Consider the following 25,702-nt stretch of genomic DNA (forward strand, 5'->3'; position numbering starts at 1 on the left):
CACGGAATTGGTGATCGGCATGCGCAAGACCTTCGTGCTCGACACCAACGTGCTGCTGCACGATCCGGCAGCCCTGACCCGCTTTGAAGACAACAACATCCTGATCCCGATCGAGGTGGTCGAGGAGATCGACCGCTTCAAGCGGGACCCAGCTGAAAAGGGACGCAATGCCCGCCAGGTATCGCGGCTGCTCGACTCTCTGCGCGCCCATGGCAACTTGGCCGATGGGGTGCCCAATGGCGAACAGGGCGGCACGCTCAAGGTGGTGTTTTGCCGGGCCGAAACCCTCAGCCAGCTGCCGCCCGAGCTCAAGGGCGGCAGCGGCGACAACAACATCCTGGCGGTGGCCCTTGAGGAGCAGCGCCTGCAGGCGGTGCTGGGTAGCCAGCCGCCGGTGGTGCTCGTTACCAAGGACACCAACCTGCGCATCAAGGCTGATGCGGTGGGCTTGATCGCCCAGGACTACACCAGTGACCGCGTTGCAATCAGCGACCTATATCCCGGCTTCTGTGAGGTGTGGGTGGATGCTGAGCAGATGGATCGGGTCAAGCTGCCGCCAGGACTGGCGGTGGAGGGCCTGGTGCTGGAGGCGCCGCTGCAGGCCAATGAGGGCGTAACCCTGATCGATCGGGCCCAGCCGGCCCACACCCTGCTGGCTCGTTACAACGGCGCCACCGCCAGCCTGCAGCCGCTGCAGCGGGCGCCCAAGGCCAAGCTCGGCCGTATCCAGCCCCGCAATCGGGAGCAGACATTTGCCCTTGATCTGCTGCTGGATCCCAGCATCCAGCTGATCACCCTGGTGGGCAAGGCCGGCACCGGTAAAACCCTGCTCGCCCTGGCCGCTGGGCTGCACCAGGTGGCCGATGAGCGGCTCTACGAGCGCCTGCTGGTGACCCGCCCGGTGATTTCCCTCGGCAAGGAGATCGGCTTTCTGCCAGGCGATCTGGACGAAAAAATGGGTCCCTGGATGCAACCGATCATCGACAACCTCGATTTTCTGCTCGGTGGCAGTGAGGAGGAGGGGCGTGGTGCTGCTCGCTCTGCTGGCAGTCACCGCGGGCCGCGCAGCAATTGGACCGACCTCAAGGGCATGGGCCTGCTCGAGGTAGAGGCGATCAGCTACATCCGCGGTCGTTCGATTCCGCGCCAATTCATGGTGGTGGACGAGGCCCAGAACCTCACCCCCCACGAGGTGAAGACGATCGTGACTCGGGTGGGCGAGGGCACCAAAATCGTGCTTACCGGGGATCCTTACCAGATCGACAATCCCTATGTGGATGCTGAAAGCAACGGCCTCACTTGGCTGGTGGAGCGCTTCAAGGGCCAGCGGCTCGCCGGCCACGTGACCCTGCTGCGGGGTGAACGCAGTGAACTGGCCGAGCTGGCTGCAAATTTGCTATAGCGCGGCCAGTTTCTTTTACTGGGGCTGGAAGACGACGTTCCAATCCTGCTTCATATCCACAACTAGCCAGCCCTGCTCGGGAGCCGCTTTTAGGGCTTCTACAAGCTTGCCGGTGCTGTTCGTCTTGGCGTCGTAGGCATACTCGCGTTCAGCGTCGGTGTGATGGACAATCAGCCCTAAACTAGGGCGAGGGTTGTTGATCGTGGTGTACTGCAACATGGCATGATCGCCATCGCTGTTGCCACAGCAAATCACAGGTCTGCGGCCGATAAACTGATGGATGCCAACTGGCTTGCCGGCCTTATCGTTTACAAACAAATAATCGAGGGTTTTGGTGATTACTGGTTTGCCGTCCCGCAGTTCGAATATGGCCCGCGATGTTGAGCCAACAACTTGTTCTAGTGGTATGCCGTAAACCTCTTCCACCCAGGCCCGCATAAAGTCGGCGCCGCCACCTGAAACAATGAAGTTCTTAAAGCCGTTATCGCTTAGATAGCGAAGGAGCTCCTGCATGGGTTGATAGGTGAGCTCGCCATAGGCCTTGCCGTAGCGCGGGTGAAGGGCTGATGTAAACCATGCCTGCACGGCATCTCGAAATTCTTCTACCGTCATGCCTGCATGGGTGATCGCCAGGATCTGCATCAGGCCATCGAAATGTTTGCCTTCCAGAAGTTTTGCAAGATCGCCATCCAAGGCAGCTTGCACCATGGGGTTTGAAGTAAGGCTCGGCTCGGTGAGGATGCGCTGTCTCAGTTCGTCGATGGCAAAAGCTACCTGAAAAGGCAGCGGATTTTCTGGCCAGAGCGTGCCGTCGTTGTCATGCACCGCAATGCGTTCGGCTGGAATTAGGTATGCGGGTGAGTCTTTATTTGTGACTTTTTCGATGAATGCAACGATAGCTTATTTGACCTGCCCTTCATTCCAAGAGGGCAGCGGATCTGCTTGGTGAGAGAGGTCGTATAGCTTTGTTTGGGCCACACCGAAATCACCTATCTGGTAAAGGCTCACGGAGGCTGATTGGAAGCCAAAGGCCTCAAATGGCTCTGCTATTAAAGCGTCTACAAAATCACTTGTGGCAATGCCTAAGGTTAGATGGGGCTGGTAGTCCGGGCCGGTCCGCCCATCGCTAAAGTTGGTCACGTAGTCAATAGTTGCCTGGCTGATTGCATCGCCGTCAAGGCGAGGCGCAAAGGCATCACTTGTGCCATATTTCACAGCAAATGGTGCGGTGGCAGCGATAATTTTTTGCTGAAGTCGATGCTGCTCGGGAGTGGCCTCGATGTTGAATCCTACTAATTTTAGATTCTCGCTGGCTAATTCAAAGTAGCCAGTTGCTTTGCCCTCAATATTGATCGGCGGCTCACTTCGCAGCAAGTTGGTCACGGCATCTGCTACTTGGCTCAGATCTACAGCTTTTATAAATAACTGGAGAATGGTGATGTGAGGGGCGTGGTTGGCATCTAGGGGGAAGCTGGCTGGGTAGTTTTCTCGCAGCCGCGCGTTTATCGCCTTTGCTTTCTCAACCGTGGCGGCATCTGGTTCCAACAGGACGTTGATAGCAATCAGGGGCATCGGCGCAGTGCTGCAAGTAGCAGGTAGTTTGAGCCTATTTCGCCGGCCGCTCGCCGGGCTCAACAATCCAGGCAAGCGCGGCGCTCAGTGTCGCTGATGTCGCCGCGTTCGCGCTGCCATTGGCGCCGGCGCAGCTTTTCGTAGGCCTGGCAAAACTCTTCGCCCAGGGCCTGGCGCAGGGCCGAGTCGGCCTTGAAGGCATCGAGGGCCTCGCCGAGGTTGACCGGCAGCCTGCCGCAGCTGCCGGGCTCCAGGGGCTTGGCGTAGTTGTCGTTGTCGCTGCGGGGGCCGGGATCGAGCTGGCGCTCAATGCCATCGAGTCCAGCCGCCAGGATTGCAGCCTGCAGCAGGTATGGATGGGCGGCACCATCGGGGAGGCGCAGCTCTAAGCGCTGGTCGTCGGGGATGCGCACCATGTGGGTGCGATTGTTACCGGTGTAGCTGATGCCGCCCGGACTCCAGGTAGCACCAGAGGTGGTGGGCGGGGCAGCGAGGCGCCGGTAGCTGTTCACCGTCGGGTTGCTCAGGCAGCTCAGGGCCGGCGCGTGGGCTAGCAGGCCAGCCAGGAAGTGGTAGGCAAGCGGCGATAGGCCGAGCTCGCCGACGGGATCGTGGAACAGGTTGCGGCCCGCTTGCGAGCTGCCCGCCGTGCCCCACAAGGAGAGGTGGGTGTGGCAGCCATTGCCGGTGAGGGCGGCGAATGGTTTGGGCATGAAGCTGGCCCGCAGCCCCTGCTGCTCCGCCAGGGATTTCACCATCACCTTGAAAAAGGCGTGGCGATCGGCGGTGGTGAGGGCGTTGGCATAGGTCCAGTTGACCTCAAATTGGCCGTTGGCATCCTCGTGATCGGCTTGATAGGGCCCCCAGTCCAGCTGCTCCATCGCCTCCAGCAGGGGGCCGATCAGGGGGTAGCGGCGCATTAAGGCCAGTTGGTCGTAGCAGGGCTTTTCCTGGCTGTCGGCGCTATCGCCGATCCGCTCGCCGCTGGGATCGAGCAGGAAAAACTCAGCTTCCACGCCGCTGCGCAGCTCCAGCCCCCGCTCAGCGGCCCGCTCCAGCTGGCGCCGCAGCAGGCGGCGGGGGCACTGCTCCATCGGCTGGCCATTGAGCTGGAGCTCGGCCGCCACCCAGCCCACCCCCGGCTGCCATGGCAGGGGGGTGAGACTGGCCGCCGCCGGGATCGCCATCACGTCGCCATCGGCGGGGGAGAGATCCAGCCAGGCCGCAAAGCCGGCGAAGCCGGCCCCATCGCGGGCCATGCCCGCCACGGCCGAGGCCGGCACGAGCTTGGCCCGCTGGATGCCGAACAGGTCGGTGAAGGAGATCAGCAGGAACCGGAGCTGCAGCTCCTGCACCCGCTGGGCGAGATCAGACATGGGACGGTTGCTGGAGAAGGGTGTCGACGATGTGGCGCAGGCTCTGTTGCTCGGCCCGGCTGCTGTGGGGGTTGCCCGCCCGGTGGCCGAGTTCCGAGCGGAGCACGTGAAGCTCCGCTCCCGGGATGGCGGCGCTGTCGGCGGCCAGGTCGTCGACTGGGAAGTAGAGGTCGTGGCTGCCGGCCACCACGGCGGTGCGGGCTTGGATGCGGCCGAGGCTGGCGGCCAGGTCGCCGCCGGAGGCCACGTCGTGGGCCAGCCAGGTGTCGAGCATGGCGATCAGGTCGCGCGGGTCGTGGCGTTGGTAGTGGGGCAGCCACTGCTGCTCCACGTGGTCTTCGACCGGTTCGGCGAGGCTGCGGAAGAAGGGCTGGCTGGCGGCCCAGCTGGAGTAGATGAGGGCGTAGGTGCGCAGCCCCTGCTCCGGCGGTGCGTTGAAGCCCCCACCGTTCCAGTGGCGATCGGCGGTGAGGGCCTGGCGCAGGCTGAGGCAGAACAGGCGGTTGTGGGGGGAGGTGCGGGCGGTGCCGCACACGCAGCAGATCCGCTCCACCGCCTCCGGGTGATCGACGGCCCACTGGTAGGCCTGCTGGGCCCCCATCGACCAGCCGTAGATCAGGGGGAGCCGTTCGACACCGAACACCTCCGCCAGCAGTCGCCGTTGGGCGGCAACGTTGTCGCGGTGGCTCACCACCCAGCCCTGTTCGGCCAGGCCCATGGCCCCGTGGCTGGGGCTGCTGGAGGCGCCGTTGCCGAACATGCCGGCGATGACGATGCACCACCGCTCCGGATCCAGCACCGGCCCCGCCAGCCAGGCCAGATCCTCGGGCCGGGCGCCATAGGAGGTGGGCACCAGGATCAGGTTGGAGCGCTGGGCGTTGAGCTCACCGATCGTGAGGTAGCTGAGCTGGGCCCCAGGCAGGGTGCGGCCGCAGGCCAGGGGAAGGTCGCCCAGGGCGTGCTGGGCGCGACGGGCGACAGCGGTGGCGCTCATGCCGGCAGGCCCAGGGCCGGCAGGTTGCGCAGCAGGCGGCGGTGCACCGCCAGGTAGCCCCGATCGCAGTGGCGCAGGTGCGGGGCGATGGGGCCGTGGGCGGCGGGCAGGGCGTGGAAGGGCAGGGAGGGGTAGAGGTGGTGTTCGGCGTGGAACGGCATGTTCCACATCAGCCAGCGCACGGCCGGATGGGTGAGGGTGGTGCGGGTGTTGTCGGTGCCGTCGCTGCTGAAGCTGCAGCCCGTGTGTTCCGCCAGCAGCAGAACCCTCAGCGCGGGCTGACCGAGCGCCAGGGGCAGCAGCCAGAACCAGAACAGAAAGCCGGTGCCGCCCACCAGGGAGGCCAGGGCCAGGACGGCGTAAACGGCGAACTGCAGCCGCACGGAGCGCCGCACCTGGGGAATGGCCTCAGGGCTCAGGTAGCTCAGGCCGCTGAGGTCTCCCCAGAGCAGCCGCGTGTAGCCGCTCCACTTACCGGTCCACCAGTTCCAGCCGCTCACCTCGCGGAGATAGGCCCAGGGGTTGGTGGGAACGGGATCCTCCAGCTCGGGATCGAGGCCCGGTTGGTGGGTGTAGCGGTGGTGCCACTGGTGGTAGCGCCGGTAATAGGTGGAGTTGTAGAAGCTCAGTAGCCCGGCGATCCAGGCCACGCCGTCGTTGACGCGGCGGCTGCGGAAGGCCGTGCGATGGCAGCACTCGTGCAGGGGGGCGAAGCAGGTGGCCAGGCCAATGCCACACAGCAGCAGACCCGCCAGCCTGAGACCCAGGGGCCAGGGCGCCTGGCCCCACACCAGGCCGCCCGCCAAAGTCGTCAGCAGGTGGCTGGCCAGGCGCACGGCTGCGGGGCCATCACGCAGCTGGTTGAGGCTGGCCAGCGCATCGCGCTCCAGCAGGGGTGGGTTGGATTGGGCCATGGGCCCTATCCCACCAGCCCGGGAGCCCCGGCTTCGGTAGGCGATGTGACCGTTTGAGTGTCTTGCAGGGCGCCCTGGGGTTGGAGACTTTCAATCTCCCCGACGTCCCGGGAGGGGCCGAGGAAGGCCCCCTGGCCCAGGCGCACCCCCATCGCCAGCAGTTCCTGACGGGTCTCTTGGTCGCCCACGAACTCAGCCACCACCATGGTCCCGAGTCCCTTGGCCAGCTTCACCACCGCCTCGATGATCAGGCGGTCGGCGGGGTCGTGTTCCATGCCCAGGCCGCGCACGTATTCCCCGGCGATTTTGAGCAGATCGACGGGCAGATGTTTGAGGTAGTAGAAGCTGCCGAAGGCGGCTCCGAAGTCGTCCAGCGCCAGCCGGCAGCCGAGTTTGGTGAGCACCCGGCCAAACTGGCGGGCCCGTTCGAGGTTGGCCATCGCCACCGATTCCGTGAGCTCAAAGATCAGCAGCTCGCGGGGGAAGCTGGTGCCTGCCAGGTGGGTTTCGAGGAACTGGGCGAAACGATCCCCCTGCAGGGACGCGCCACTGATGTTCACCCCCAGGGCGATGGGTTGGGCCTGGTTCATCTCCTCCAGCAAGGTGATGGCCCGCCCGGTGACCCACTCATCGATGTCGATGGCCATGCCGAAGCGTTCGGCCGTGTAGAGGAACACCGCCGGGGGAATCAGGACGCCTCCGGGGGCCCGCAGCCGGATCACCAGCTCGTAGAAGGCCACCGCATTTGTTTGCAGATCGATCACCGGTTTGGCGTGCAGCACGAAGCCGTCGTGGTCGAGGGCTTCTCGGATGCGCTCCGACCACAGCAACCGGGCCGTCACCTTTTCGTGCAGGCCGCTGTCGGCGGCAAATACCTTGACGCAGCCTCGGCCCGATTCCTTGGCCTGGTACAGGGCCAGGTCGGCGTTTATCAACACGTCGTCGGCGCACTGGCCATCGTCGCTGTGGAAACCTGCCACCCCGCAGCTGGCGGCCACGGTGATGCCTTGGCCGACCCCCTCCACAACCACAGCACCTATGGCCTGGAGCAGCTTTTCGGAGTGGGTTTCGGCCTCGCTGAGGCTGGATTCCGGTAGCAGCACGGCGAATTCATCGCCCCCCAGCCGGGCCACCAGATCGGTTTCGCGCGAGTTGCCGGTGAGTGCGGCGGACACCGCGATAATAAGGGCATCGCCGGCGGCGTGGCCGTACTCGTCGTTGACCTCCTTGAAGTTGTCAAGGTCGAGCATCAGCACAGCGCCGCCGCCGCCATGGCGGCGGCCGTAGGCGAGCTGGCGGTCGACGTCGATGCGGAAGCGGCGCTGGTTGAATAGCGAGGTGAGCGGGTCGTGGTCGGCGAAGTATTCCAGCTGGCCGACGAAATGCTTGCGCTCGGATATGTCGTGCACCTGCACCACCAAGGTCCCCTGGCGGCTGCCACCAGCGTCGTTGCCCTGGGCCACCGTTACTAGTCCCCAGGTGCGATGGCCATCGGCGTGTTCAAAGCGTTTCTCAAAGCTGCAGCTCTCTACCTGGCCACTGCTCAGTCTGGCGAGCTGGTCTTCCCCGAGGGCGACATCGTCGCGGTGCACAAGCTCTGCAAACGCCAGCCCCGTCAGCGCCTCCATCGAGCGGCCGGTAAAAAAGGCCATGGCCCCATTGGCTGACTGGATCAAGCCCAGACCACCCCGCTCATCGCTGGGAACAACAAAGGCCATCGGGATGCCGGCATCAGCAAAGGCGCTGTCGTTCAAAAATAGGGTCATCGTCTTATCTCTCCGCTTGGCCCGTGAAGGTATGAACCCTCTTGCTTAATACTGGCCGGTTTTTCAGCCCCTCACACCATCTGCTCGGGCTGCACCCATCGATCGAACTCTTCAGCGCTGATCTCGCCGAGCACCAGGGCGGCCTCCTTGAGGCTGAGCTGGTGGTTGTGGGCGTGCTTGGCGATGGCGCAGGCCCGGTCGTAGCCGATGGCGGGGGTGAGGGCCGTAACGAGCATCAGGCTTTGATCCAGAAGGGTTTCGATGCGGCTTTCATTGGCCCTGAGCCCCTCGACGCAATGCTGGCGGAAGCTGGTGCAGCCGCCAGCGAGCAGCTCGATGCTTTCGAGCACGTTGTGGGCGATCACCGGCTTGAACACATTCAGCTCGAAGTTGCCCTGGCTGGCGGCCAGCTGCACCGCGGTGTTGTTTCCCATCACCTGCACGGCCACCATGGTCAGGCTCTCGGCCTGGGTGGGATTCACCTTGCCGGGCATGATCGAGCTGCCCGGTTCGTTTTCCGGAATCACCAGCTCCCCCAGGCCGCAGCGTGGGCCACTGGCAAGCCAGCGGATGTCGTTGGCGATCTTCAGCAGCGAACCCGCCAGCACGGTGAGGGCCCCGTGGGCCGCGGCCAGGGGCTCGTGGCCGGCCAGGGCTTGAAACTTATTGGGCGCGCTGCTGAAGGGCAGACCGAGGCGCTCGGCCAGCCGCGCCGCCACCGCTTCGCCGAAGCCGCTGGGGGCATTCAGCCCGGTGCCCACCGCCGTGCCGCCGATGGCCAGCTGGCGCACCTGGGGCAGGCTGGCGCGGATGGTTTCCAGGGCTAGATCCAGTTGGGCTCCGTAGCCACTGAACTCCTGGCCCAGGCTCAGGGGCACCGCATCCTGCAGGTGGGTGCGGCCGATCTTGATGATCGCGGCAAAGGCCTCGGCCTTTACGGCCAGAGCGGCGCGCAGCGCCTCCACGGCGGGCAGCAGGGTGCGCTCCAGCTCAATCGCCACGGCCACATGCAGGGCCGCGGGGAAGGTGTCGTTGCTGGATTGGCTGAGGTTCACATGGTCGTTGGGGTGCACCGGGCTCTTGCTGCCCAGCACCCCACCGGCGGCTTCGATCGCCCGATTGGCGATCACCTCGTTGACGTTCATGTTGGTTTGGGTGCCGGAGCCCGTCTGCCACACCTTCAGTGGGAATTCAGCATCAAGCGTGCCGGAGGCCACCTCCTCGGCAGCCGCCACGATCAGGGTGGCCAGCTCCGGATTGAGCTTGCCCTTGGCCATATTCACCTCGGCGCAGGCTGCCTTGAGCGCTCCGAAGGCGTGCAGCACCGCCAGGGGCATGGCCTGGCCGAAGGGGAAATATTCGATTGAGCGCTGGGTCTGGGCGCCCCAGTAGTGCTGCTCGGGCACCTCGATGGCGCCCATGCTGTCGCTTTCAAGGCGGCCCATCAGCGGCTTACCACCTCGGAATTGAGTTCGTTGAAGCTCTCGGTGGTGCTGGTGGTGCCCCCCTCGGGTAGGGGGATGCCGGTGGCGTGGCTGACGGCGGCATTAATGGCATCGACGCTCACGGCGCCCTGCTCATCGAAGACAACCTGCCCCTCGCTGTTGAACACCACCACCTGGGGGATCAGGCCCGACCAGTAGTGGGCAGGATCGCTGGGGCCGGTGTCGGCCCGGTTTTGGAGCGGATCAGTAACCAGCGGAATCAGTTCGATGTTGTTGAGCCACACCCGCTGCAGCTCCGAGACCACCGCCGAGAATTGCTTGCTGGCTGCGTCGTCGTCGAGGTAATAGACGACAACGGTGGTGCGGTGGTCTTCCAGGGCCTGGGCAAGGCTGCTGCGGGGCGGCACCAGGGAGCCGTTGCCGGCGTAGAGGGCGTAGATGTTGCCGTCGTAGCTGTTGCTTGTGAGCGAGGCCTGGGCGGGACGGCTACCGAGGCCCACCAGGCCCACAGCCAGCAGCAGCCCCAGGGCTGAACTGAGCAGGAGTCGCAGGATGGGCTGAAGGGTTGAGGCCCGTGCCCCGATCCCGTGTTGCCCGTTCTTATTTCGCCCCATGCCAGCTTGCAAGCTCGTTTAAAGCCATTGTGGAGGGGCGTCAGCTGCGGCCCACGCCCTTGGCGATGCCCCGGCCCATGCCCTGGGCAATACCTCGGCCCACCAGGCCAATGGCCCGGCCCAGCACCCTGGTGAGTAGCACCACCACCAGATCGCCGAGGCCTCGCAGCAGGCCCTGCACTTGGGGCGCTAGGGCATCGCGGCTTTCCAGGGCCAGGGTCACCAGTTGCTGCAGCCAGCCCAGTTGGCGCAGTTCAGCGTCGCGGGGTTCGGTGAGCTCCTGGCAGCGGATGGCGCCATCGCGCAGGCAGTAGAGCCGGCGGCGGCTTTCGTAGAGGCTGATTGGCCGCTCCACCCAGCTGCTCCAACGCAGTTGGGCGTTGAGCTGGTTGCGCAGCCGCTCCAGGTTGCGGGTGGCGAGTAGCTCGGGCTGGAGCAGGTAGCGACGCAATTCGGGCCAGCTGGCGCAGCTGGCCAGCAGCTCGGCACTCACCAGTTCGGCGCTGCGCACCAGCCAGTTGCTCACTAGGAGTTCGAGGTAGAGCACGGCCCGCGGTTCGTCGGCGGCCAGCAGCTGGCCATCCACCAGCAGGGGCTGGGCCCGCACCAGGGAGGCCAGCATCGGCTGGGCCTCGGGCAGCTCCGGGTCGCGGCCCGTCAGATCGCTGCTGCGAAGCAGGCTGTCGGCCACCGGCAGCAGGCTGCCTTCGCAGGGCAGCTGCACGTAGGAATTCACCAGGCTGCGCATGGCCTGCTGGCGCAGCTCGGGCTGCCACTGCTCCCAGCGCTCCTGCAGCGGAGCGGGGTCGGCAAGTAGCCGCTGGCGCAGGCTGTCTACTTGGCATAGCAGGGCCAGCAGCAGGTCGCGCCGCCGCTCGGGGCTGAGGCCCTCCAAGGCCAGCAGCTGGCCGCTTTGGTTGCTGAGCTCGGCACCACTGCCGGCCTCGAGCCGCTGACGAATGGCGCGCCAGATGCCATCGGCACTGCGCTGCTGCAGGGTGATCGCCAGCACGGGCTCCGGGCTGGGGAAGGGATCGGGCGCGCCCCAGGCCACACTCAGCGGCCCCCAAAGCAGCAGCAGCAGCTCGCGGGCTGCCGAGAGTTCGCGCAGGCGGCCCTGCAGCACCAGCAGCAGCACCAGGTTGGTGGGCGGCGGCGTCAGCAGGCGCTTGATGGCAGCGAGGTCTGCGTCGATCTGCTGCAGGCCGCTGATCAGCAGCCACTGGCCCAGTCCCAGGGCCGGGCTGGCTGCTGGGTGGGCTGCTGGGCGGGGGGAGGCGCTGCCTGCCGCTGCTGCCAGTACGCGCCCGCCTGTAAGCAGGGTGGCGAGGGCCGCCAGCAACTCCTGGGGTTCGGGCGACTCGAGGATTCCAGCCGCCGGCAGCTGCAGCAGGGCATCACCGCCCAGACCATGGGCCGGCGGCAGCAGCAGCAGCAGCGGGGCCGGCTGCCAGCGCTCCTGCAGGCGCAGCAGTTCTTCTGCCAGGCGCCCGCCCTGGAGGTCGCCGCTGCTGGCTTGCCAGATCACCAGTTGGGGCAGCCCTTGCAGTTGCTCTGGCCGCTCAGCGACGGTGTACAGCCCCGCCTGAGCCTTGAGCAGGCGGGTGAGGCCATCGCGCAGCAGCGGTTCGGCAAACAGCAGCAGCTGCGAACTCACGGGTTTGGGCAGGGCATGCGTCAAAGGTACCGATGCTGGAGCGGATTCTCCAGTCCTGGGTGGGCGCAGGGATTCAGCTGCGGCGCCGGCCGGTGAGATTCAGGGTGTAGGTCTCGATGGCGAAGCCGGTACGGCGCTCGATTTGGTCGAGCAACTCGCGCGGTAGCTCGACGTCAAGGTCTTGGATGGCGCCTGATTGCGAGCAGGTGAGGTGGCTGTGGGGATCGCTGCGATAGCCGTAAAGCCGGCCACTGGCCCGGTCGAGGCATTCGATCACCCCAGCTGTCTGCAGGGCTTCGAGATTTTGATAAACAGACGTGTGCCCGATATTGCGGCCCAGATTGTTGAGCTTTTCAAAAATGTCGCGGGCGCTGAGATGGCTTTTCTCAACCCAAAGCAAATCGAGCACCATGCGGCGCTGGCGGCTGAGCCTCATGCCCAGGTCGCGGCAACGCTGGTAGACGTCGTCTACGCAGGTTGATGGATTGATTGGGGGAAGGGCGCCGGCGTTCACGCGACACGCCTCAAAACAGACTCAATCTGTTATAGGGCAGGTCGCAGCGATCCGCTTTTGCCATCGGGGCAGGCTGCCGGTTCAGGCCATCATCGAGGCACTGGAGGGATCCTGCAGGCGGCCCTCGCCGATGGCCTGCAGGGCTTCAGCTAGATCCACCCGTCCGTCGTAGAGGGCCCGGCCCACGATCACCCCCTCCACCCCTAGGGGCGCCAGGCTCAGCAGCGACAGCAGGTGCTCCAGGTTGCCGATGCCGCCGGAGGCGATCACCGGCACGGCGCTGGCTTCCGCCATGGCTCGCAGGGCTTCGAGGTTGGGGCCCGCCAGGGTGCCGTCTGTGGCGATGTCGGTGCTGATGATTGCGGCGATGCCGCTGGCGCAGAAGCGCTGGGCTAGGGCGGTGGCTTCGGTGCTGCTCTCTTCGATCCAGCCGCGGGTGGCCACCTTGCCGTTTTTGGCGTCAATGCCCACCACGATCCGGCCTGGATAGCGCGATGCCAGCTCATCGACTAATTCGGGTTGCTCAAGAGCCACGGTGCCGAGGATGACCCGATCCAGTCCGAAGCTCAGCAGCTCCTCAGCCCGTTCGGCGCTGCGCACCCCACCCCCTAGCTGCACGGGGATGCTGAGGGCAGTGGTGATCGCCTTCACTGCCGCATCATTGACCGGTTGGCCGCTGCGGGCGCCGTCTAGATCCACCAGGTGCAGCCGCCTGGCTCCCTGCTGCTGCCAGCTGAGGGCCTGGGCCACTGGGTCGTCGGAGAAGCGCGTTACCTGGTCGTAGTCGCCCTGGTGCAGCCGCACGCAGTGGCCATCGAGCAGGTCGATGGCGGGAATTATCTGCATGGCTGCTGGAGGCAATTGCTGCCAGCCAGGCTGCCAGAGCTGCCGGTTGCGCAGCTCACCAAGCGGCACCACCAACCGAAAGCCCCGCTCCAGCACCGCCTGGAGTTCCACAGCCCGTTCCGCGCCCTGGCCCCGCTCCCCCAGCAGGGAGAAGTGGCGATAGCCGCGGCTGCCGGCGGGCCACGACGTGATGGTGGTGGGCTGGGCGGTGTAGGCCTTGGCCAGACGCATCACTGAAAGGGGCAAACCAGAACCAAAGTGTGGTTTACGGGGCCGTCTTGGCAGCCAAAATTAGAAACCCATTTGTGCTCCCTATGGCCCGAGTTCGACAAGCCTCCTTTGCAGGCGGAATCGGCAGGAGTGCCGTCAGGGTTTTCGCCTGCTTAGGCGTTGCTGCAGGAGCGATGTTGATGCCCGTTAGGGCGGAACCGGCCAAAACGGCGCTGCGTTTTGTGCTGGTTCCGAAAGTCAGTCACCCCTGGTTTGAGGAGGTGCGACTGGGGGCCTTGGCTGCGGCCCGCATGATTACTAGCCAGACGGGACGGCCAGTGACCGTGGACTAGCAGCCCCCGGCCCAGGCCACGGTGGAGCAGCAACAAGCGATCCTCAGCCGGGCCATCAATTCCAAGGCTGATGGAATTTTCATCGATCTGCTGGACGCCAACCGCCTAACTCCCCTGCTTGTCCGCGCTCGGGCAGATGGGATCCAGCTGGCGATTTTCGATTCCGAAGCACCAGCCGGCTTGCCGATCACCAGCGTGGGCAACGACTATTGCAAGCAGGCCCAGCTTGCCTCTGAGCGCCTGGTGAAGCTGCTGGCAGGTCGTGGTGAGGTGGCAATCATGCAGGGCGTTCCCACGGCGCCAAATCATGCGATTCGATTTCGCTGCCATCAGGAGGTATTCCGCCGCTTTCCCGGCATCCAGGTCGTTGCCACCCCCAGCGATCAGGACTCCATCGCCACCGCCGAGCAGCAGGCTCTTGCCACGATGAAGGCCCATCCGGCGCTGCGGGGCTGGGTTGCCAGCGACGCCAGCGGGCCGATCGGCATCGGACGCGCAATCGCCAGCCTGGGGGCCCAGGGTCGTGTGCAGGCGGTCGGCATTGATGATCTGCCCGAGCTGGTGGGCCAAATACGCAGCGGCGTGGTGAACTCCAGCGTGGCGACTAAGCCGAGGGCCCAGGGCTACTGGTCGATCTTGTCCCTCTGGCAGCAGACGCTGGCGGCGCCACCGATCGAGCGGATCGACACGGGGATCACGGTGGTGGAGTAACAGCCTCTGCTGGCCGGGGGTTTGAATGGCGCCCAGTTTCGCGGCCCCGGTGGCAGCAGCATGAACATCCTGGTGATGGGCGGCACCCGCTTCGTGGGCAAACCGCTGGTGGAGCGGCTGCAGGATGCAGGCCATGCCCTCACCTTGTTTACCCGAGGCAACAAGCCTGCGCCGGCCGGGGTGGAGCACCTGATCGGCGACCGCAGCACTGCTGGGGGGCTGGAGCCGCTGGTGGGTCGCAGTTTTGATGTGATCGTCGATAGCTCGGGCCGCAGCCTTGAGGATTCCCGCGCTGTGATAGAGCGCACCGGGCCTCCGGCCCATCGCTTTGTGTATGTGAGCTCGGCCGGCGTCTATGCCGACAGCGAGCTTTGGCCCCTCGATGAAAACAGCCCCGTTGATCCCGCCAGCCGCCACGCTGGCAAGGCCGAAACCGAAGCCTGGCTGCGCAGCGAGGGCATCGCTTTCACCAGCTTCCGGCCCACCTACATCGTGGGGCCGGGCAACTACAACCCTGTGGAGAGCTGGTTTTTTGATCGCATCGTGCACGGCCGGCCCGTGCCCCTGCCCGGCGATGGCAGCACGATCACCCAGCTGGGCCATGTGGCAGACCTAGCCGCCGCCATGGCTCGCTGCATCGAGGTGGATGCCGCCGCCAACCGCATCTACAACTGCACCGGCAGCCAGGGCGTCACCTTCCGCGGCTTGGTGCAGGCAGCTGCCCGGGCGGCCGGCAAGGAGCTCGCTTCTGTGGAAATCCGCAGCTTCGATCCCGCTGCTCTCGATAAAAAAGCCCGCAAGGCATTCCCGCTGCGCCTGGCCCACTTCCTCACCGACACCACCCGGGTGCGGCGCGAACTGGCCTGGGAGCCGGCCTTTGACCTCGAGGCCACCATCGCCGACAGCTACATCAAAGACTACGCCCTGCGGACTCCCACCAGCCCCGATTTCTCCGCAGACGAGGCCTTGATCGGCTGAGCACCCCTGCCGCAGGTTAGGGGCCTATTTCCATAGGCTCCTGCCATGAACTGGACTACCGACTCCATTCCCGATCAGGCCGGCCGCTTGGCCCTGATCACCGGCGCCAACAGCGGCCTGGGCCTGGAAACGGCTCGGGCGCTACTGGCCAAGGGCGCCACCGTGGTGCTCGGCTGCCGCAGCCTGCCCAGGGCAGAGCTGGCCAAGGATGAATTACAGGCAGCGGCCGCTAGCGGGGGTGGTGCCGTTGAGCTGCTGGAGCTTGATCTGGCCAGCTTGGCTTGCGTGCGTCGTGCCGCTGCGGAATTTGCCGATCGCTACGGCCGGTTGGATCTGCTGATCAACAACGCCGGCCTGATGGCCCTGCCGCGGCAGCTCACCCCCGACGGCTTCGAGATGCAGCTGGGTGTGAACCACCTGGGCCATTTCGCCCTCACCCTGGCCCTGCTGCCGCTGCTATCAGACCGCCCGAATGCACGGGTGGTGAGCGTGACCTCAGGGGCCCAGTATTTCGGCCGGATTGCTTTCGACGATCTGCAGGGCGAGCGTCGCTACGACCGCTGGGCTGCCTACGGCCAGAGCAAGCTCGCCAATGTGATGTTTGCCCTAGAGCTGCAGCAGCGGCTGCGCGATCAGGGACAGGCCGTGTTGTCGCTGGCGGCCCATCCGGGCTTTGCCCGCACCAACCTTCAGCTGGCCTCGGTGGCTGCCAACGGTTCGTGGTTTGAACCCCTGGCCTACCGGCTGATGGGCCCGCTGTTGCAGAGCGCGGCCATGGGAGCGCTGCCCCAGTTGTTTGCCGCCACCGCACCTGAAGCCACCCCAGGCGGCCACTACGGACCAAATCAGTTTGGTGGCATGCGGGGCTGGCCCACCGAGGTGCGCATTGCCCCCGCGGCCCTCGATGCCGATCAGCGCCAGCGGCTCTGGCAACGCAGCGAGGAGCTCACCGCTTTAGGGCTTGCGTAGGTAGCCCCAGGCCGAGCTCAGCGCCAGCAGCAACGACGGCCAGAACAGCCAGAAGCCAGCGGTCTGGAATGCTGCCGCCAGTCCGAAACCCCAGCCGTTGGGCCAGAGCAGCAGCAGCAGGCTGGCGAATTGCAGGATCGTTTTGAGCTTGCCGCTCCAGGAGGCCGGGCCGCCGCTGGCTTCAGCGGCGCGCCAGCCAGAAATAAGTAGTTCCCGGGCCAGCAGCAGCCAGATCGCCCACAGGGGCAGGATCCCCTCCGCTCCAAGCCACAGCAGCGGCGCGCTGATCAGGATTTTGTCGGTGAGGGGATCGAGGCGGGCTCCCCACACCGAGCCGCCGCCGGCCCGGCGTGCCAGGGCGCCATCGGCCCAGTCGCTCAAGCCGCCCAGTAGCAGCAGCCACCAGGCCAGGACTGGTTGGCCCCCCGCCAGAGCAACGATCAGCGGTAGTCCCAGCACGGCCCGGGCCACGGTGAGGCCGTCGGCCAGTTGGCGTATCCGTTGCGTCGCCATCGTGTCTGCCGTGCTCGGCCCCAGAATGGCTCCAGTCGTCTTGTTTGGCCCGTGGTGCAACAGCTGGTTTCCGCCGTGATGTCTGCACCGGTGTTGAGTGTCACAGCGGACAGCCCCCTGCAGGATGCTGTGAAGCTGATGAGCGAGCACCACATCAGCGGTTTGCCGGTGGTGGATGGCAGTGGCGCCCTGGTGGGCGAGCTCAGCGAGCAAGACCTGATGGTGCGCGAAAGCGGCTTCCAGCCCGGCCCCTACGTGATGCTGCTCGATGCGGTGATTTACCTGCGCAACCCGCTCAACTGGGACAAGGAGGTGCACCAGGTGCTCGGCAGCACCGTGGGCGAGGTAATGGGCCAACACCCCCACAGCTGCAGCGCCGAGCTGCCCTTGCCGGCGGCGGCTGGCCTGCTGCATGAGCGCAGCACCCAACGCCTGTTTGTGCTGGATGGCGAGCGTCACCCGGTGGGTGTGCTCACCCGCGGGGATGTGGTGCGGGCCCTGGCGGCTGCGGGCTGAAGCGAAGCAGGGGTATCAGCCGATCAGGGCTGTGGCAGGCCCGGTGGGGGCGGCGCTCCCGGCAGGGGAGCCCCTGTGGTGATCTGGCCCGTGGGGCCGACCGCCGAATCCACCGGTGCTTCTGCCGGTTCGGCACCCTCCAGTTCGGCGGCCCCTGGTGCCCCTGGATCCGCTGGTGAGGCGTACCCGTCCGCGGCCGCGGCTTCCTGCTCAGGCAGTTCTGCGCCTTCTGGCAGTACCAGGGGCTGGGAGAGGTCGGATGGCAGGCCGAGGGTCTCGAACTCCACCCCGGTGATCGCCGGGGTGTCGGCGGCTTGCTCTTGGCGCTGGCGCAGGGCCAGGGGGTCCGCGCTGATCGGCGGCTCCCGCAGGGGGGCCTTGGCGTTGGCCCGCAGGGGATCCCGGGGGCCACGAGGGGCCCAGATCAGCTGGGCGATGGGTTCCACCCCCTGCTCCATCAGCCGGTTGAAGCCGGCCAGGGCCCGGTCCACCAGTTGCCCGCCGAGGGTTTGGCCGCACTGGAAGGGATTGCCGCAGCCCTCCGCCGCCGTTCGCCCCGCCAGGCTGGCCAGCAGCGACCCCTGCAGGGGGGTGCTGCGTCGGCTCAGCCGCAGCAGGTAGGGCACGTGTACAAAGCTGGTGGCGCCACCGCTGATCCAGTTGGCGTCAGCCGCGCTGAAGCCCTTTTTGCCTGGGATGATGAAACGGCTCTTGGAGGCGTGGTCGGGCAGGTAGGCGGCCCGCAGCCCGCGCTGCCGCGCCAGGGAGCGGGTCTGCTCGAGGGTGAGGCCATCGCGGCTCATCAGCACCTCCAGCCGGCCGTCGGGGCGCAGGCCGATCACCATGCGGATCCTGGGTAGGAAATAGCGGATCTGCTGGCCCATCGAAATGCTGTAGGCACCGCGATAGCTGGCCGGCGGCCGCTCCAGGTCGTTGTAGACGCTGTGAAGCCCGCCGATGAAGCTGTCGTAGCGCTGGGCGCGATCGGCCGTCAGCTCGCCGAAGCCGAAGTCGACGCCCCCATCGCGGTGGATGCCCACAAAGGCCCGCTGGCGGGCAGCGGTGCGGTTGCGGCCGCGCCAGATGCGATCGCCCAGCTTGAGATCGCCCAGCGGCACTGTGATTTCCCGCCCGCCCGCATCGACGTGGCGCTCGTACATCGGCCCCGAAAAGAAGGCCAGGGACTGGCTGTCGGCGTAGGCCTCCTGTTCCCGATCCCAGCCCTCCAGCAGGTCGATCTGCACGGCCCGGGGATCGAAGTCGAGGGCATAGGTGCTGTCGTCCGGCTGGTAGCGGAACGGTTGGTCGTCGGCGCGGGTGAGTAGGGGTGCTCCGGCCCGGGGGCCGGACCCGGGCAGCGGTGGGGCAATGGCCACCAAAAAGGTGAGAAAGCCTGCTGGCAGAGCCACCGTGAGCATCCGCTTGTATCGCCACAACGGGCGGCGGGGCCTGGGGCTCAGGCGGCCCGATTGCTGCTGGGTGGTGCTTGCTTTCAATCCACGACGGCGCCGTCGGCCACCAACCAGATCCGATCACGTTGGGAGCAGGGATGGCCTCCCGTCAAGCGCCCGAAGGCTGGCATGGCTAAGCGCTCACTGGCTTCGCAATAGCTGAAGCAGGGCAGCCGCAGCCGATCGGCACCCCGGCCCACCACTGCCACTGGATGCAGGTGGCCGCAGAGGTTGAGCATGCCCGTCCGGGGTTCTGGAATGTGGCTCAGCCACCAGGGGCCCAGGGCTTGGGAAGGCTCCTGCGGCAGCCCCTCGATCCAGCTGCCCTGCTCATGGTTGCCGCCGATCAGGCGCAGCGGGCAGCCGAGCAGCTCCGGTAGGGCAGCCAGCTTGGCGCGGAGTTCGCCGGTGAGCCCCAGGCGGCTGTGGATCAGGTCTCCCAGCACCACCACCCGCTGGGGCTCCAGCTGATGGGCCAACTCCAGGAGCCCATTGAGGGTGGCGCCATCGCCATCACTGGGCAGGGGAATGCCATGGGCCTGGAAGGTTTCCGCCTTGCCCAGATGCAAATCGGCCACTAATAAGGTTCGGCGCTGGGGATCCCACGCCGCCTTGGCTCCAAGCAGCTGCAGCTGCTGGCCTTGCCAGTCAAAGCTGACGCTTGCGGCAGCAGCGCCTTGTGCCGAGTTCAAGCCCTGCCCATGCCGTGTTGGTAGGCCGGCCGGGCCTGGGTGGCGGCAATCGTGGCCTGCACGTTGGGGTAGGGAGTGAGGTCGATCTGGGGGAAGAAGATTGGCAGATAGGCCAGGTAGGCATTTACGGCGCAGTCGGCAACGCTCCAGGCTGGATCGCCCCAGGGCCCTGCCAGCAGGGGCCGGCCGCCTGCCAGCAGCCCATCGAGCACCCCCATCAGCTGCGGGAATTCCCGCTCCCGGTTGGCAGGCACAAACAGCGCCACGGCCAGGGTGGCATTGGCAAACAGGATCCACTGGTTTGCCAGGGCCCGCTGGGCTGCCATTTCAGCCGCCGTGCCAGTGAATTCGTTGGCGTGGTGATCGGCCAGGTGCAGCAGGATTGCGCCGCTTTCAAACAGCTGCAGCGGTTTGCCGCCAGGCGCGCGCAGGGTTTCATCCACCAGCGCTGGCACCTTGGCGAAGGGGTTGATGGCACAAAAGTTGTCTCCCTTGTGCTCGCCTGCCTCCATGTCGAGTTGAATCCAGTCGTAGGCAATCCCCTTCTCCTCCAGATACCAGCGGGGCATGGAGGCGCGGCTGCGGGCGCCGCCATAGAGCTTCAGGGTCATGGATTGGTGCTGAGTTGCTTAGGAGTTGCGGCAGAGCCGTTGGATGTCGGGGATGCGATAAAGGCTGTTGATGTCGCTGGGCTGAGCCTCGGCCAGCTTTGTGTTCTTGGTGAGACCGTTGCTTGCCCCAAGCCTGTTGGCGAGGCTGGCCTTTTCTGCACCTCGGGCTGAGCGCCATTGGGCGCAGAGCTCCAGGTTGCCAGGTGCCGATGGAGCAACCAGCAAAAATGACATCAGAAGGTGGATGGCTTTGACCCATCAGCGGCGATAATTGTTGCAGTAGTAGACGCTTCAGCCATGACCATCGCCTTGTTGATTGCCCTTGCCGGTTCCTTGGCCCTGATGGCTCTGATCGTCAAGCGTTTGGAGCAGGCCTGAGCCAGCGGGTGCCTGAAGGGAGGCACGACTCAGCTGCACAGGATTGCTCTTGGCCTGCATCCGGCACGAGCACCACGAATTCATCGCCGCCCTGACGGCAGAGCAGGTCGCCCTCGCGGATCACATTCCGAAACCGATCCGCCACGATCTGCAGCACTTGGTCGACCACGTTGTGGCCGAACTGGTCGTTTACAGACTTGAAGCCGTCGAGATCGAGCTAGAGCAGCGCGACGCCGCGGCCATGGCGCTTGGCTAGGACGAGATTGCGCTCCAGCTGCTCCATCAGCATCGAGCGGTTTGCCAACCCGGTGAGGCTGTCGTGCTGGGCCATGAAGTGCACGGCCTGCAGCATGCCTACGTAGTACTGGGGCTCGAGGCTCTCGTCGCGCACCGTGGAGATGTTGAGGTGATGGCTTCTGATCTCACCGCTGAGTACCAGGTTCCAGATGTCGCCCTCCCAGAAGCCCTTGTGGAGCACCTCATCCCACATCCGCTTGTAAAAGGCGTTGTTGGCCATCAGGATCCGGGGATCTACCCTCACGGCGGTATTCCTGACAACAATCAACGCTAGCCATGGCGCCTTCGGCTCGCTCGGCTGCCGTAGGAGGAACTTAATTAGAAAAGCCTGCCGCTAAGATTGGATTGACAAATCTTTTAGTCCATGATGACCCAAGATAAGCCCGGGTTTCATGTTTGGCATGTCTGGTGTGATCATCAAGGGGTGAGTCATCAAAAGAAGGAGTGGTTGGATGATTTTAAGCTGATCACATTTATCCAGGGAATAGCAAGTGTTTGGCAGTCTGGCCCCCGCGATGATGCAACCGGTGTTGTGTTTTTATCTCTGGTGCCTGGTCAAGAGTATGAATGGCGTGCGGGTAGAGATGGGGCCTGGCGAGATATCGTTTGGCGCTGATCAGAATTGCCGACTTGTTGAAGGTCGTAGAGGTCATCTTTCTGGTGCTGTGGGCTCGGAACCTGCGGTGATCATGTTGATCCAGGTGGCCTCGAATCCGTTCGGAGTTGTTTGAGAGTGGATGATCAAGATCGATAGCACCTTGGTACGTTCTGGAATGCCCAGTTCGCCCTCGGTGCTGGGATCTTTGATGTATCAACTCCCCTCCGCTGCCCCTGCGTCTTTGATCAACCGCTGAAGCCTGTCCAGCAGCGACTCATTACTCATGCGGTTGTTTAGGCGCTCCGCCAGTAAGGGGAAGGCCAGCGGGCCGGGCCGGGCGGTGCGCTCCAGCTGCAACCTGCATCGCTGCAGCCGCTGCAAGGCCAGGGTGATCCTGGGCAGATCCAGCTGGTCGGTGAGCACTTCCGATCTGGCCTGGGCCAGGAGGCGGTTGGCAGGTTCGTGGCGGCTGAATACATCAAAAAGCAGGGCGGCACTGATCTGCAGTTGACCGCCGGATTTGGACTGGCCGGGGTAGCCGTTCAGCACCAAGCCGCTGATCTGGGCAATGGCGCGGAAACGCCTCCGGCAAAGCTCTGAGAGGTTGATTGCCTGCTCCAGATCGACCTTGAGATCGCTGTCATCGAGCAGTTCTTCGGCGTGTATCTCAAATAACTCTTCAAATGGATAGTTTTTTGGCGCTAGCAGTTCAAAGCCGTAGTCGTTTACCGACACCGTGATCGTGCTGGGCTGGTGGCGGGCCAGGCGCCAGGCCCAAAGAAAACCCAGGCCCTCGTGTACAAAGCGCCCTTCAAATGGATAGGCATAGAGGTGGCTGCCCTCACGGCTGTTACACACCTCCACCAGTAGTTCGTGTTGCCTTGGCAGCCTGGAGAGCTGCACCTGGCGCTGCAGCAGGGGCTCCAGGGCCATAAGTTCGGGGCTATCGAGCTTGGCTTCCCCAGCCAGGGCGCGGGCGCAACGATCCACTTCGGCGCGCAGGTGCTGGCTGAGCAGGTCGGAAAGGGCCATCTGGCCGCCAGACCAGGCGGGCACGGTGCTGCTCTTTTTGGAGCTGGCTTTCACATGGGCCGTCATCTCCCGCAGCCGCACGAATTCCAGTTGACGGCCGGCAAAGAAGAACACATCGCCGGCCTTGAGCCGGCCGATGAAGGTCTCTTCCACATGGCCGAGCACGGCGCCGCGCACAAAGCGCACGGTCACGGCGCGATCGGCGGTGATGGTGCCGATGTGCAGGCGATGCATTCGGGCGATCGCCTTTTCCTTCACCAGATAGAGATCGCCATCGCGCTCGAGCTTGCGGTAGCGCGGATAGGCACCAAGGCAGTCGCCGCCGTGCTCGAGGAAGCGCAGGCACCACTGCCAGTCGCTATCGCTGAGCTGCCGGTAGCTCCAGGCGCTGCGGACCGTTGCCAGTGCCTGGGCCGGTTCAAATCCCGGGCCGCAGGCCAGGCTGGTGAGGTGCTGGAGCAGCACGTCGATCGGTGCCGTCGGTGGTCGGCGCGCCTCCACCAGCCCCTCGCTCAGGCCCCGCCGCAGGGCGCTCAGCTCCAGCAGCTCTAAGGCATGGGTAGGCATGAACAGCACCTGGGAGGTGCCGCCGGGGAGGTGGGCGCTGCGGCCAGCCCGCTGCAGCAGCCGGGCCACATTTTTGGCAGAGCCGATCTGCACCACACGCTCCACCGGCTGGAAATCCACGCCCAGATCGAGGGAGCTGGTGCACACAACCCAGCGCAGGGCTCCTGCTTTCACCCCGGCTTCGATCGCTTCGCGCTCGGCCCGGTCGATGGCGCTGTGGTGGAGCGCTAACGCGTGCTCCATTTCCGGGCAGGCGTAGCGGAGGCACTGGTGCCAGCGCTCGGCCTGGTTGCGGGTGTTGGTGAACAGCAGGGTGGAGACGCCGGGCTCCAGGGCCGCCACCAGATCTTCATAGCGGCGCAGGCCGAGGTGGCCTGCCCAGGGAAAGCCGTCGATCGTCTCGGGCAGCAGGCTACGGATCTCCGTTGCCCGGGCAATCGGTGCGGTGATCAGGTGGGGTTCGCTTCCGGCACCCAGGGCGCTGCGGGCGGCCTCATCGAGATTGCCGATCGTGGCGCTGATCGCCCAGGTGCGCAGGCCCGGCTGCTGGCTGCGCAGCCAGCTCAGGCAGAGCTCGGTTTGGCTGCCGCGTTTGCTGCCCATCAACTCGTGCCACTCATCCAGAACCACCGCCTGAAGGCCAGCAAATAGGGCAGGGGCCTTGGGATTGGCCAGCAGCAAGCTGAGCGACTCCGGCGTGGTGATCAGGATTTCGGGCGGGCTGCGCAGTTGCTTGCCGCGCTCGTAGCTGGAGGTGTCGCCATTGCGGATGCCCACCCGCAGCGGCCAGCCCATCGCCTCGATTGGCTGCTGGATCGCCAGGGCCAGATCCCGGCTCAGGGCGCGCAGGGGCGTGAGATAGAGCAGGCGTAGGCCGGGGCTGGGCTCGGCCAGCAGCTCCGCGATCGGACCCATTACGGCGGCATAGGTTTTGCCCGAGCCGGTGGGCACCTGGATCAGGCCGCTCTCGCCGGCCAGATAGGCCTGCCAGCACTGGCGCTGAAAGGGCAGGGGCGTCCAGCCCTGAAGCTCAAACCAGGCTTCGATCGGGGCCAGGAGTGCGCAGGACTTTGGTTGGCCAGGGGGCTTCCGGCTCATGGCTGGGTTGCCAGCAGGGCCAGGGCGCTGGCCAGGCTGTCGGCTTCTGCGGCTGGTTTGTCTTGGCGCCAGCGGGCGATGCGGGGGAAGCGCACGGCGATACCGCTCTTGTGGCGGCTGGAGCGCTGCAGCCCCTCGAAGGCCAGCTCGAACACCTGCAGCGGCTGCACCGCTCGCACTGGCCCGAAGCGCTCGCTGGTGTGGCTGCGGATCCAACGGTCGAGCGCGGTGATCTCGGCGTCGTCGAGGCCGGAGTAGGCCTTGGCGAAGCTCACCAGTTGCCCTTCGCCATCCCACAGCCCGAAGGTGTAGTCGGTGAACAGGTTGGCGCGGCGACCGCTTCCGGCCTGGGCATACAGCAGCACCGCATCGAGGGTGTAGGGATCGCGCTTGTGCTTCCACCAGTGGCCCCGCTTGCGGCCGGCCAGGTAGGGCGATGCGAGGCCCTTGAGCATCAGGCCTTCGGCGGCAGCGCTGGCGGCCTGCTGGCGCAGCGGCTCCAGCTGCTCCCAGGCCGTGAGGGGTAGGAGGGGGGATAGGCGCAGGAGCCCGGCTGCCGGGGTGGGTGTCGTTTCAGACAGTTCTTGGAGCAGCTCCTCCAGGGCAGCACGGCGCTGGCTCAGGGGTGCCTGGCGCAGGTCGTCGCCCCCCAGCTCCAGCAGGTCGTAGGCCACGAAGGCCGCCGGACACTCGGCCAGCAGCTTGCGCCCTGGCGCCTTGCGGCCCAGGCGGCGCTGCAGCTGGGCGAAGGGGGCGGGCTGGTCGGAGCCGGGGGGCCACACCAGGATCTCGCCATCGAGCACGCTGCCGTTGGCCAGGCACCCTGCCGCTGCGAGCAATTCGGGGAAGGCGGCACCGATTAATTCTTCGCCGCGGCTCCATAAAAAAACCTCGTTGGCGCGGCGGATCAGCTGGCCACGGATGCCGTCGAACTTCCACTCCGCTTGCCAGTCGCTGGCGGGGCCGGCCGGCTGCTGCTCCAAGGGCGATGCCAGGTAGAAGGGGTAGGGGTGGCTGGGCACCGCTTCGGCTCCATTGGCTGGGGCCAGCAGGGCGGTGAGGGCGGCAGCACCGGGCTTGAAGCCGCCCATCAGCCGGTGCTGCAGCTGCGCTTCCTCCAGCCCGCTGAGGCGTGCCAGGGCGCGCACCACCAGCCCCTGGGCCACGCCCACCCGCAGGCCACCGGTGAGCAACTTGTTGGCTACCAGCAGTTCGGATCTGCTGAGGCCCCGCCAAAGCTGCCGCACCGCTTCTGCCTGCTCGCTGCCCTCTAAGGCGGCGGCGGCCGGCAGCAGCTGCTCCATCCAGTGCTGCAGGGAGTGCTGCAGGGGTTGGCTCGCCCCAGCTCCCACCTGGGCCCAGAGCAGGGTGATCGTTTCGGCCGAATCACCAACGTGGGCGTAGCAGTCGTCGAATAACCACTCCGGCAGGGGGGATTCCTCCAGGCAGATCTGGCGCAGCCGCCGTCCGGTGATCAGGCGCTTGCCCTGCTTGCCCAGCAGCACGTGCAGGGCCCAGGCGCCATCGGCGGCATCAACACCACTGAAGTAGGCGACGAGGGCATCCACCCGGGCCTGGGTGCCGCTGCTGGCATCAAGGGCGCTGTAGAGATCGGCGAAGCGACGCAT

Annotated in this window: 27 protein-coding genes and 2 pseudogenes; 8 read left to right on the plus strand and 21 right to left on the minus strand. The window is 65.6% G+C overall.

Annotated elements, in window-relative coordinates:
• The first annotated feature begins 19 nt into the window (after positions 1 to 19).
• Positions 20 to 1,402, plus strand: coding sequence for a PhoH family protein (locus tag C7K55_RS01345; protein ID WP_106501721.1), 1,383 nt, complete (start codon positions 20 to 22; stop codon positions 1,400 to 1,402).
• Between the two features lie 15 nt (positions 1,403 to 1,417).
• Here the strand turns inward: C7K55_RS01345 and C7K55_RS01350 are convergent, their stop codons facing one another.
• From C7K55_RS01350 to C7K55_RS13965, 12 genes and pseudogenes are all read right to left on the minus strand, one after another.
• Entirely contained in the window at positions 1,418 to 2,227 is an 810-nt protein-coding gene (locus C7K55_RS01350) for an HAD family hydrolase (protein ID WP_206603452.1), read from the minus strand.
• A gap of 75 nt (positions 2,228 to 2,302) precedes the next feature.
• The gene (locus C7K55_RS01355) at positions 2,303 to 2,974 is read right to left on the minus strand and encodes a 2'-5' RNA ligase family protein (RefSeq protein WP_206603453.1); all 672 of its coding nucleotides are present in this window, start codon (positions 2,972 to 2,974) and stop codon (positions 2,303 to 2,305) included.
• 59 nt (positions 2,975 to 3,033) lie between these two features.
• On the minus strand, positions 3,034 to 4,350 hold the full coding sequence (glnT, locus tag C7K55_RS01360) for a type III glutamate--ammonia ligase (RefSeq protein WP_193486060.1): 1,317 nt from the start codon (positions 4,348 to 4,350) through the stop codon (positions 3,034 to 3,036).
• Positions 4,343 to 5,344 carry an alpha/beta fold hydrolase gene (locus C7K55_RS01365; RefSeq protein ID WP_106501590.1) on the minus strand — a complete coding sequence of 334 codons (1,002 nt, stop codon included), beginning with the start codon at positions 5,342 to 5,344 and terminating at the stop codon, positions 4,343 to 4,345. The genes glnT and C7K55_RS01365 overlap by 8 nt, the downstream gene beginning before the upstream one ends.
• The gene (locus C7K55_RS01370) at positions 5,341 to 6,258 is read right to left on the minus strand and encodes a fatty acid desaturase (RefSeq protein ID WP_106501591.1); all 918 of its coding nucleotides are present in this window, start codon (positions 6,256 to 6,258) and stop codon (positions 5,341 to 5,343) included. Before C7K55_RS01370 ends, C7K55_RS01365 begins: the two co-directional genes overlap by 4 nt.
• Positions 6,259 to 6,263: 5 nt before the next feature.
• Entirely contained in the window at positions 6,264 to 8,024 is a 1,761-nt protein-coding gene (locus tag C7K55_RS01375) for a putative bifunctional diguanylate cyclase/phosphodiesterase (protein WP_106501592.1), read from the minus strand.
• Between the two features lie 71 nt (positions 8,025 to 8,095).
• Positions 8,096 to 9,469, minus strand: a complete 1,374-nt coding sequence (gene fumC, locus C7K55_RS01380) for a class II fumarate hydratase (RefSeq protein ID WP_106501593.1) — start codon at positions 9,467 to 9,469, stop codon at positions 8,096 to 8,098.
• On the minus strand, positions 9,469 to 10,083 hold the full coding sequence (locus C7K55_RS01385) for a thylakoid membrane photosystem I accumulation factor (RefSeq protein ID WP_106501594.1): 615 nt from the start codon (positions 10,081 to 10,083) through the stop codon (positions 9,469 to 9,471). Before C7K55_RS01385 ends, fumC begins: the two co-directional genes overlap by 1 nt.
• A gap of 40 nt (positions 10,084 to 10,123) precedes the next feature.
• Positions 10,124 to 11,740 carry a DUF3685 domain-containing protein gene (locus C7K55_RS01390; RefSeq protein ID WP_106501723.1) on the minus strand — a complete coding sequence of 539 codons (1,617 nt, stop codon included), beginning with the start codon at positions 11,738 to 11,740 and terminating at the stop codon, positions 10,124 to 10,126.
• A gap of 73 nt (positions 11,741 to 11,813) precedes the next feature.
• Positions 11,814 to 12,176, minus strand: a complete 363-nt coding sequence (locus tag C7K55_RS01395; protein ID WP_106501595.1) for a Fur family transcriptional regulator — start codon at positions 12,174 to 12,176, stop codon at positions 11,814 to 11,816.
• Positions 12,177 to 12,335: 159 nt separating this feature from the next.
• On the minus strand, positions 12,336 to 13,100 hold the full coding sequence (hisA, locus tag C7K55_RS01400; RefSeq protein WP_241518103.1) for a 1-(5-phosphoribosyl)-5-[(5-phosphoribosylamino)methylideneamino]imidazole-4-carboxamide isomerase: 765 nt from the start codon (positions 13,098 to 13,100) through the stop codon (positions 12,336 to 12,338).
• 30 nt (positions 13,101 to 13,130) lie between these two features.
• Positions 13,131 to 13,331 (minus strand): annotated as a pseudogene (locus C7K55_RS13965) (TIGR02450 family Trp-rich protein); the annotation flags it as partial.
• Positions 13,332 to 13,510: 179 nt separating this feature from the next.
• Here C7K55_RS13965 and C7K55_RS13850 point away from each other — a divergent pair.
• The 4 genes and pseudogenes from C7K55_RS13850 to C7K55_RS01415 all read left to right on the plus strand — a co-directional run bounded on the left by C7K55_RS13850 (position 13,511) and on the right by C7K55_RS01415 (position 16,321).
• Positions 13,511 to 13,663: a hypothetical protein gene (locus tag C7K55_RS13850; protein WP_206603454.1), complete on the plus strand. Its 153-nt coding sequence runs from the start codon at positions 13,511 to 13,513 to the stop codon at positions 13,661 to 13,663.
• A gap of 18 nt (positions 13,664 to 13,681) precedes the next feature.
• Positions 13,682 to 14,374, plus strand: a pseudogene (locus C7K55_RS01405) (substrate-binding domain-containing protein); the annotation flags it as partial.
• Positions 14,375 to 14,434: 60 nt separating this feature from the next.
• The gene (locus tag C7K55_RS01410; protein WP_106501725.1) at positions 14,435 to 15,352 is read left to right on the plus strand and encodes an NAD-dependent epimerase/dehydratase family protein; all 918 of its coding nucleotides are present in this window, start codon (positions 14,435 to 14,437) and stop codon (positions 15,350 to 15,352) included.
• A 45-nt stretch (positions 15,353 to 15,397) separates the two neighbouring features.
• The gene (locus C7K55_RS01415) at positions 15,398 to 16,321 is read left to right on the plus strand and encodes an oxidoreductase (protein ID WP_106501597.1); all 924 of its coding nucleotides are present in this window, start codon (positions 15,398 to 15,400) and stop codon (positions 16,319 to 16,321) included.
• Here the strand turns inward: C7K55_RS01415 and C7K55_RS01420 are convergent.
• Complete coding sequence (locus C7K55_RS01420; protein WP_106501598.1) at positions 16,307 to 16,834, minus strand: CDP-alcohol phosphatidyltransferase family protein; 528 nt, start codon at positions 16,832 to 16,834, stop codon at positions 16,307 to 16,309. The genes C7K55_RS01415 and C7K55_RS01420 overlap by 15 nt on opposite strands.
• 78 nt (positions 16,835 to 16,912) lie before the next feature.
• Here C7K55_RS01420 and C7K55_RS01425 point away from each other — a divergent pair, with 78 nt between their 5' ends.
• Positions 16,913 to 17,350, plus strand: coding sequence for a CBS domain-containing protein (locus C7K55_RS01425; RefSeq protein ID WP_106501726.1), 438 nt, complete (start codon positions 16,913 to 16,915; stop codon positions 17,348 to 17,350).
• 23 nt (positions 17,351 to 17,373) lie between these two features.
• Here the strand turns inward: C7K55_RS01425 and C7K55_RS01430 are convergent, their stop codons facing one another.
• The 4 genes from C7K55_RS01430 to C7K55_RS01445 all read right to left on the minus strand — a co-directional run bounded on the left by C7K55_RS01430 (position 17,374) and on the right by C7K55_RS01445 (position 20,338).
• Positions 17,374 to 18,768 carry a hypothetical protein gene (locus tag C7K55_RS01430; RefSeq protein WP_241518104.1) on the minus strand — a complete coding sequence of 465 codons (1,395 nt, stop codon included), beginning with the start codon at positions 18,766 to 18,768 and terminating at the stop codon, positions 17,374 to 17,376.
• 74 nt (positions 18,769 to 18,842) lie between these two features.
• On the minus strand, positions 18,843 to 19,493 hold the full coding sequence (pdeM, locus tag C7K55_RS01435) for a ligase-associated DNA damage response endonuclease PdeM (protein WP_106501599.1): 651 nt from the start codon (positions 19,491 to 19,493) through the stop codon (positions 18,843 to 18,845).
• Positions 19,490 to 20,104 carry a glutathione S-transferase family protein gene (locus C7K55_RS01440; protein ID WP_106501600.1) on the minus strand — a complete coding sequence of 205 codons (615 nt, stop codon included), beginning with the start codon at positions 20,102 to 20,104 and terminating at the stop codon, positions 19,490 to 19,492. The genes pdeM and C7K55_RS01440 overlap by 4 nt, the downstream gene beginning before the upstream one ends.
• 18 nt (positions 20,105 to 20,122) lie before the next feature.
• Positions 20,123 to 20,338 carry a hypothetical protein gene (locus C7K55_RS01445; protein WP_106501601.1) on the minus strand — a complete coding sequence of 72 codons (216 nt, stop codon included), beginning with the start codon at positions 20,336 to 20,338 and terminating at the stop codon, positions 20,123 to 20,125.
• A 6-nt stretch (positions 20,339 to 20,344) separates the two neighbouring features.
• On the opposite strand from C7K55_RS01445, the gene C7K55_RS13485 reads away from it, so the two are divergent.
• The gene (locus tag C7K55_RS13485) at positions 20,345 to 20,482 is read left to right on the plus strand and encodes a hypothetical protein (protein WP_161956100.1); all 138 of its coding nucleotides are present in this window, start codon (positions 20,345 to 20,347) and stop codon (positions 20,480 to 20,482) included.
• Here the strand turns inward: C7K55_RS13485 and C7K55_RS14205 are convergent.
• Both C7K55_RS14205 and C7K55_RS01455 read right to left on the minus strand, forming a co-directional pair.
• Positions 20,460 to 20,651, minus strand: coding sequence for a diguanylate cyclase domain-containing protein (locus C7K55_RS14205; RefSeq protein ID WP_106501602.1), 192 nt, complete (start codon positions 20,649 to 20,651; stop codon positions 20,460 to 20,462). The two genes, C7K55_RS13485 and C7K55_RS14205, sit on opposite strands and share 23 nt — an antisense overlap.
• Before the next feature lie 48 nt (positions 20,652 to 20,699).
• A complete protein-coding gene (locus C7K55_RS01455; RefSeq protein WP_127431953.1) occupies positions 20,700 to 21,023 on the minus strand; it encodes a diguanylate cyclase in 324 nt (107 codons plus the stop codon).
• A 123-nt stretch (positions 21,024 to 21,146) separates the two neighbouring features.
• Here C7K55_RS01455 and C7K55_RS01460 point away from each other — a divergent pair, with 123 nt between their 5' ends.
• Entirely contained in the window at positions 21,147 to 21,395 is a 249-nt protein-coding gene (locus tag C7K55_RS01460) for a hypothetical protein (RefSeq protein WP_206603455.1), read from the plus strand.
• Positions 21,396 to 21,590: 195 nt separating this feature from the next.
• On the opposite strand, the gene C7K55_RS01465 is transcribed toward C7K55_RS01460, so the two are convergent.
• Positions 21,591 to 24,074, minus strand: a complete 2,484-nt coding sequence (locus tag C7K55_RS01465; RefSeq protein ID WP_106501604.1) for a ligase-associated DNA damage response DEXH box helicase — start codon at positions 24,072 to 24,074, stop codon at positions 21,591 to 21,593.
• Entirely contained in the window at positions 24,071 to 25,702 is a 1,632-nt protein-coding gene (locus tag C7K55_RS01470; protein ID WP_106501605.1) for an ATP-dependent DNA ligase, read from the minus strand. The genes C7K55_RS01465 and C7K55_RS01470 overlap by 4 nt, the downstream gene beginning before the upstream one ends.

Source organism: Cyanobium usitatum str. Tous, from assembly GCF_003011885.1.
GTDB classification, from domain to species: Bacteria; Cyanobacteriota; Cyanobacteriia; order PCC-6307; family Cyanobiaceae; genus Cyanobium_A; species Cyanobium_A usitatum.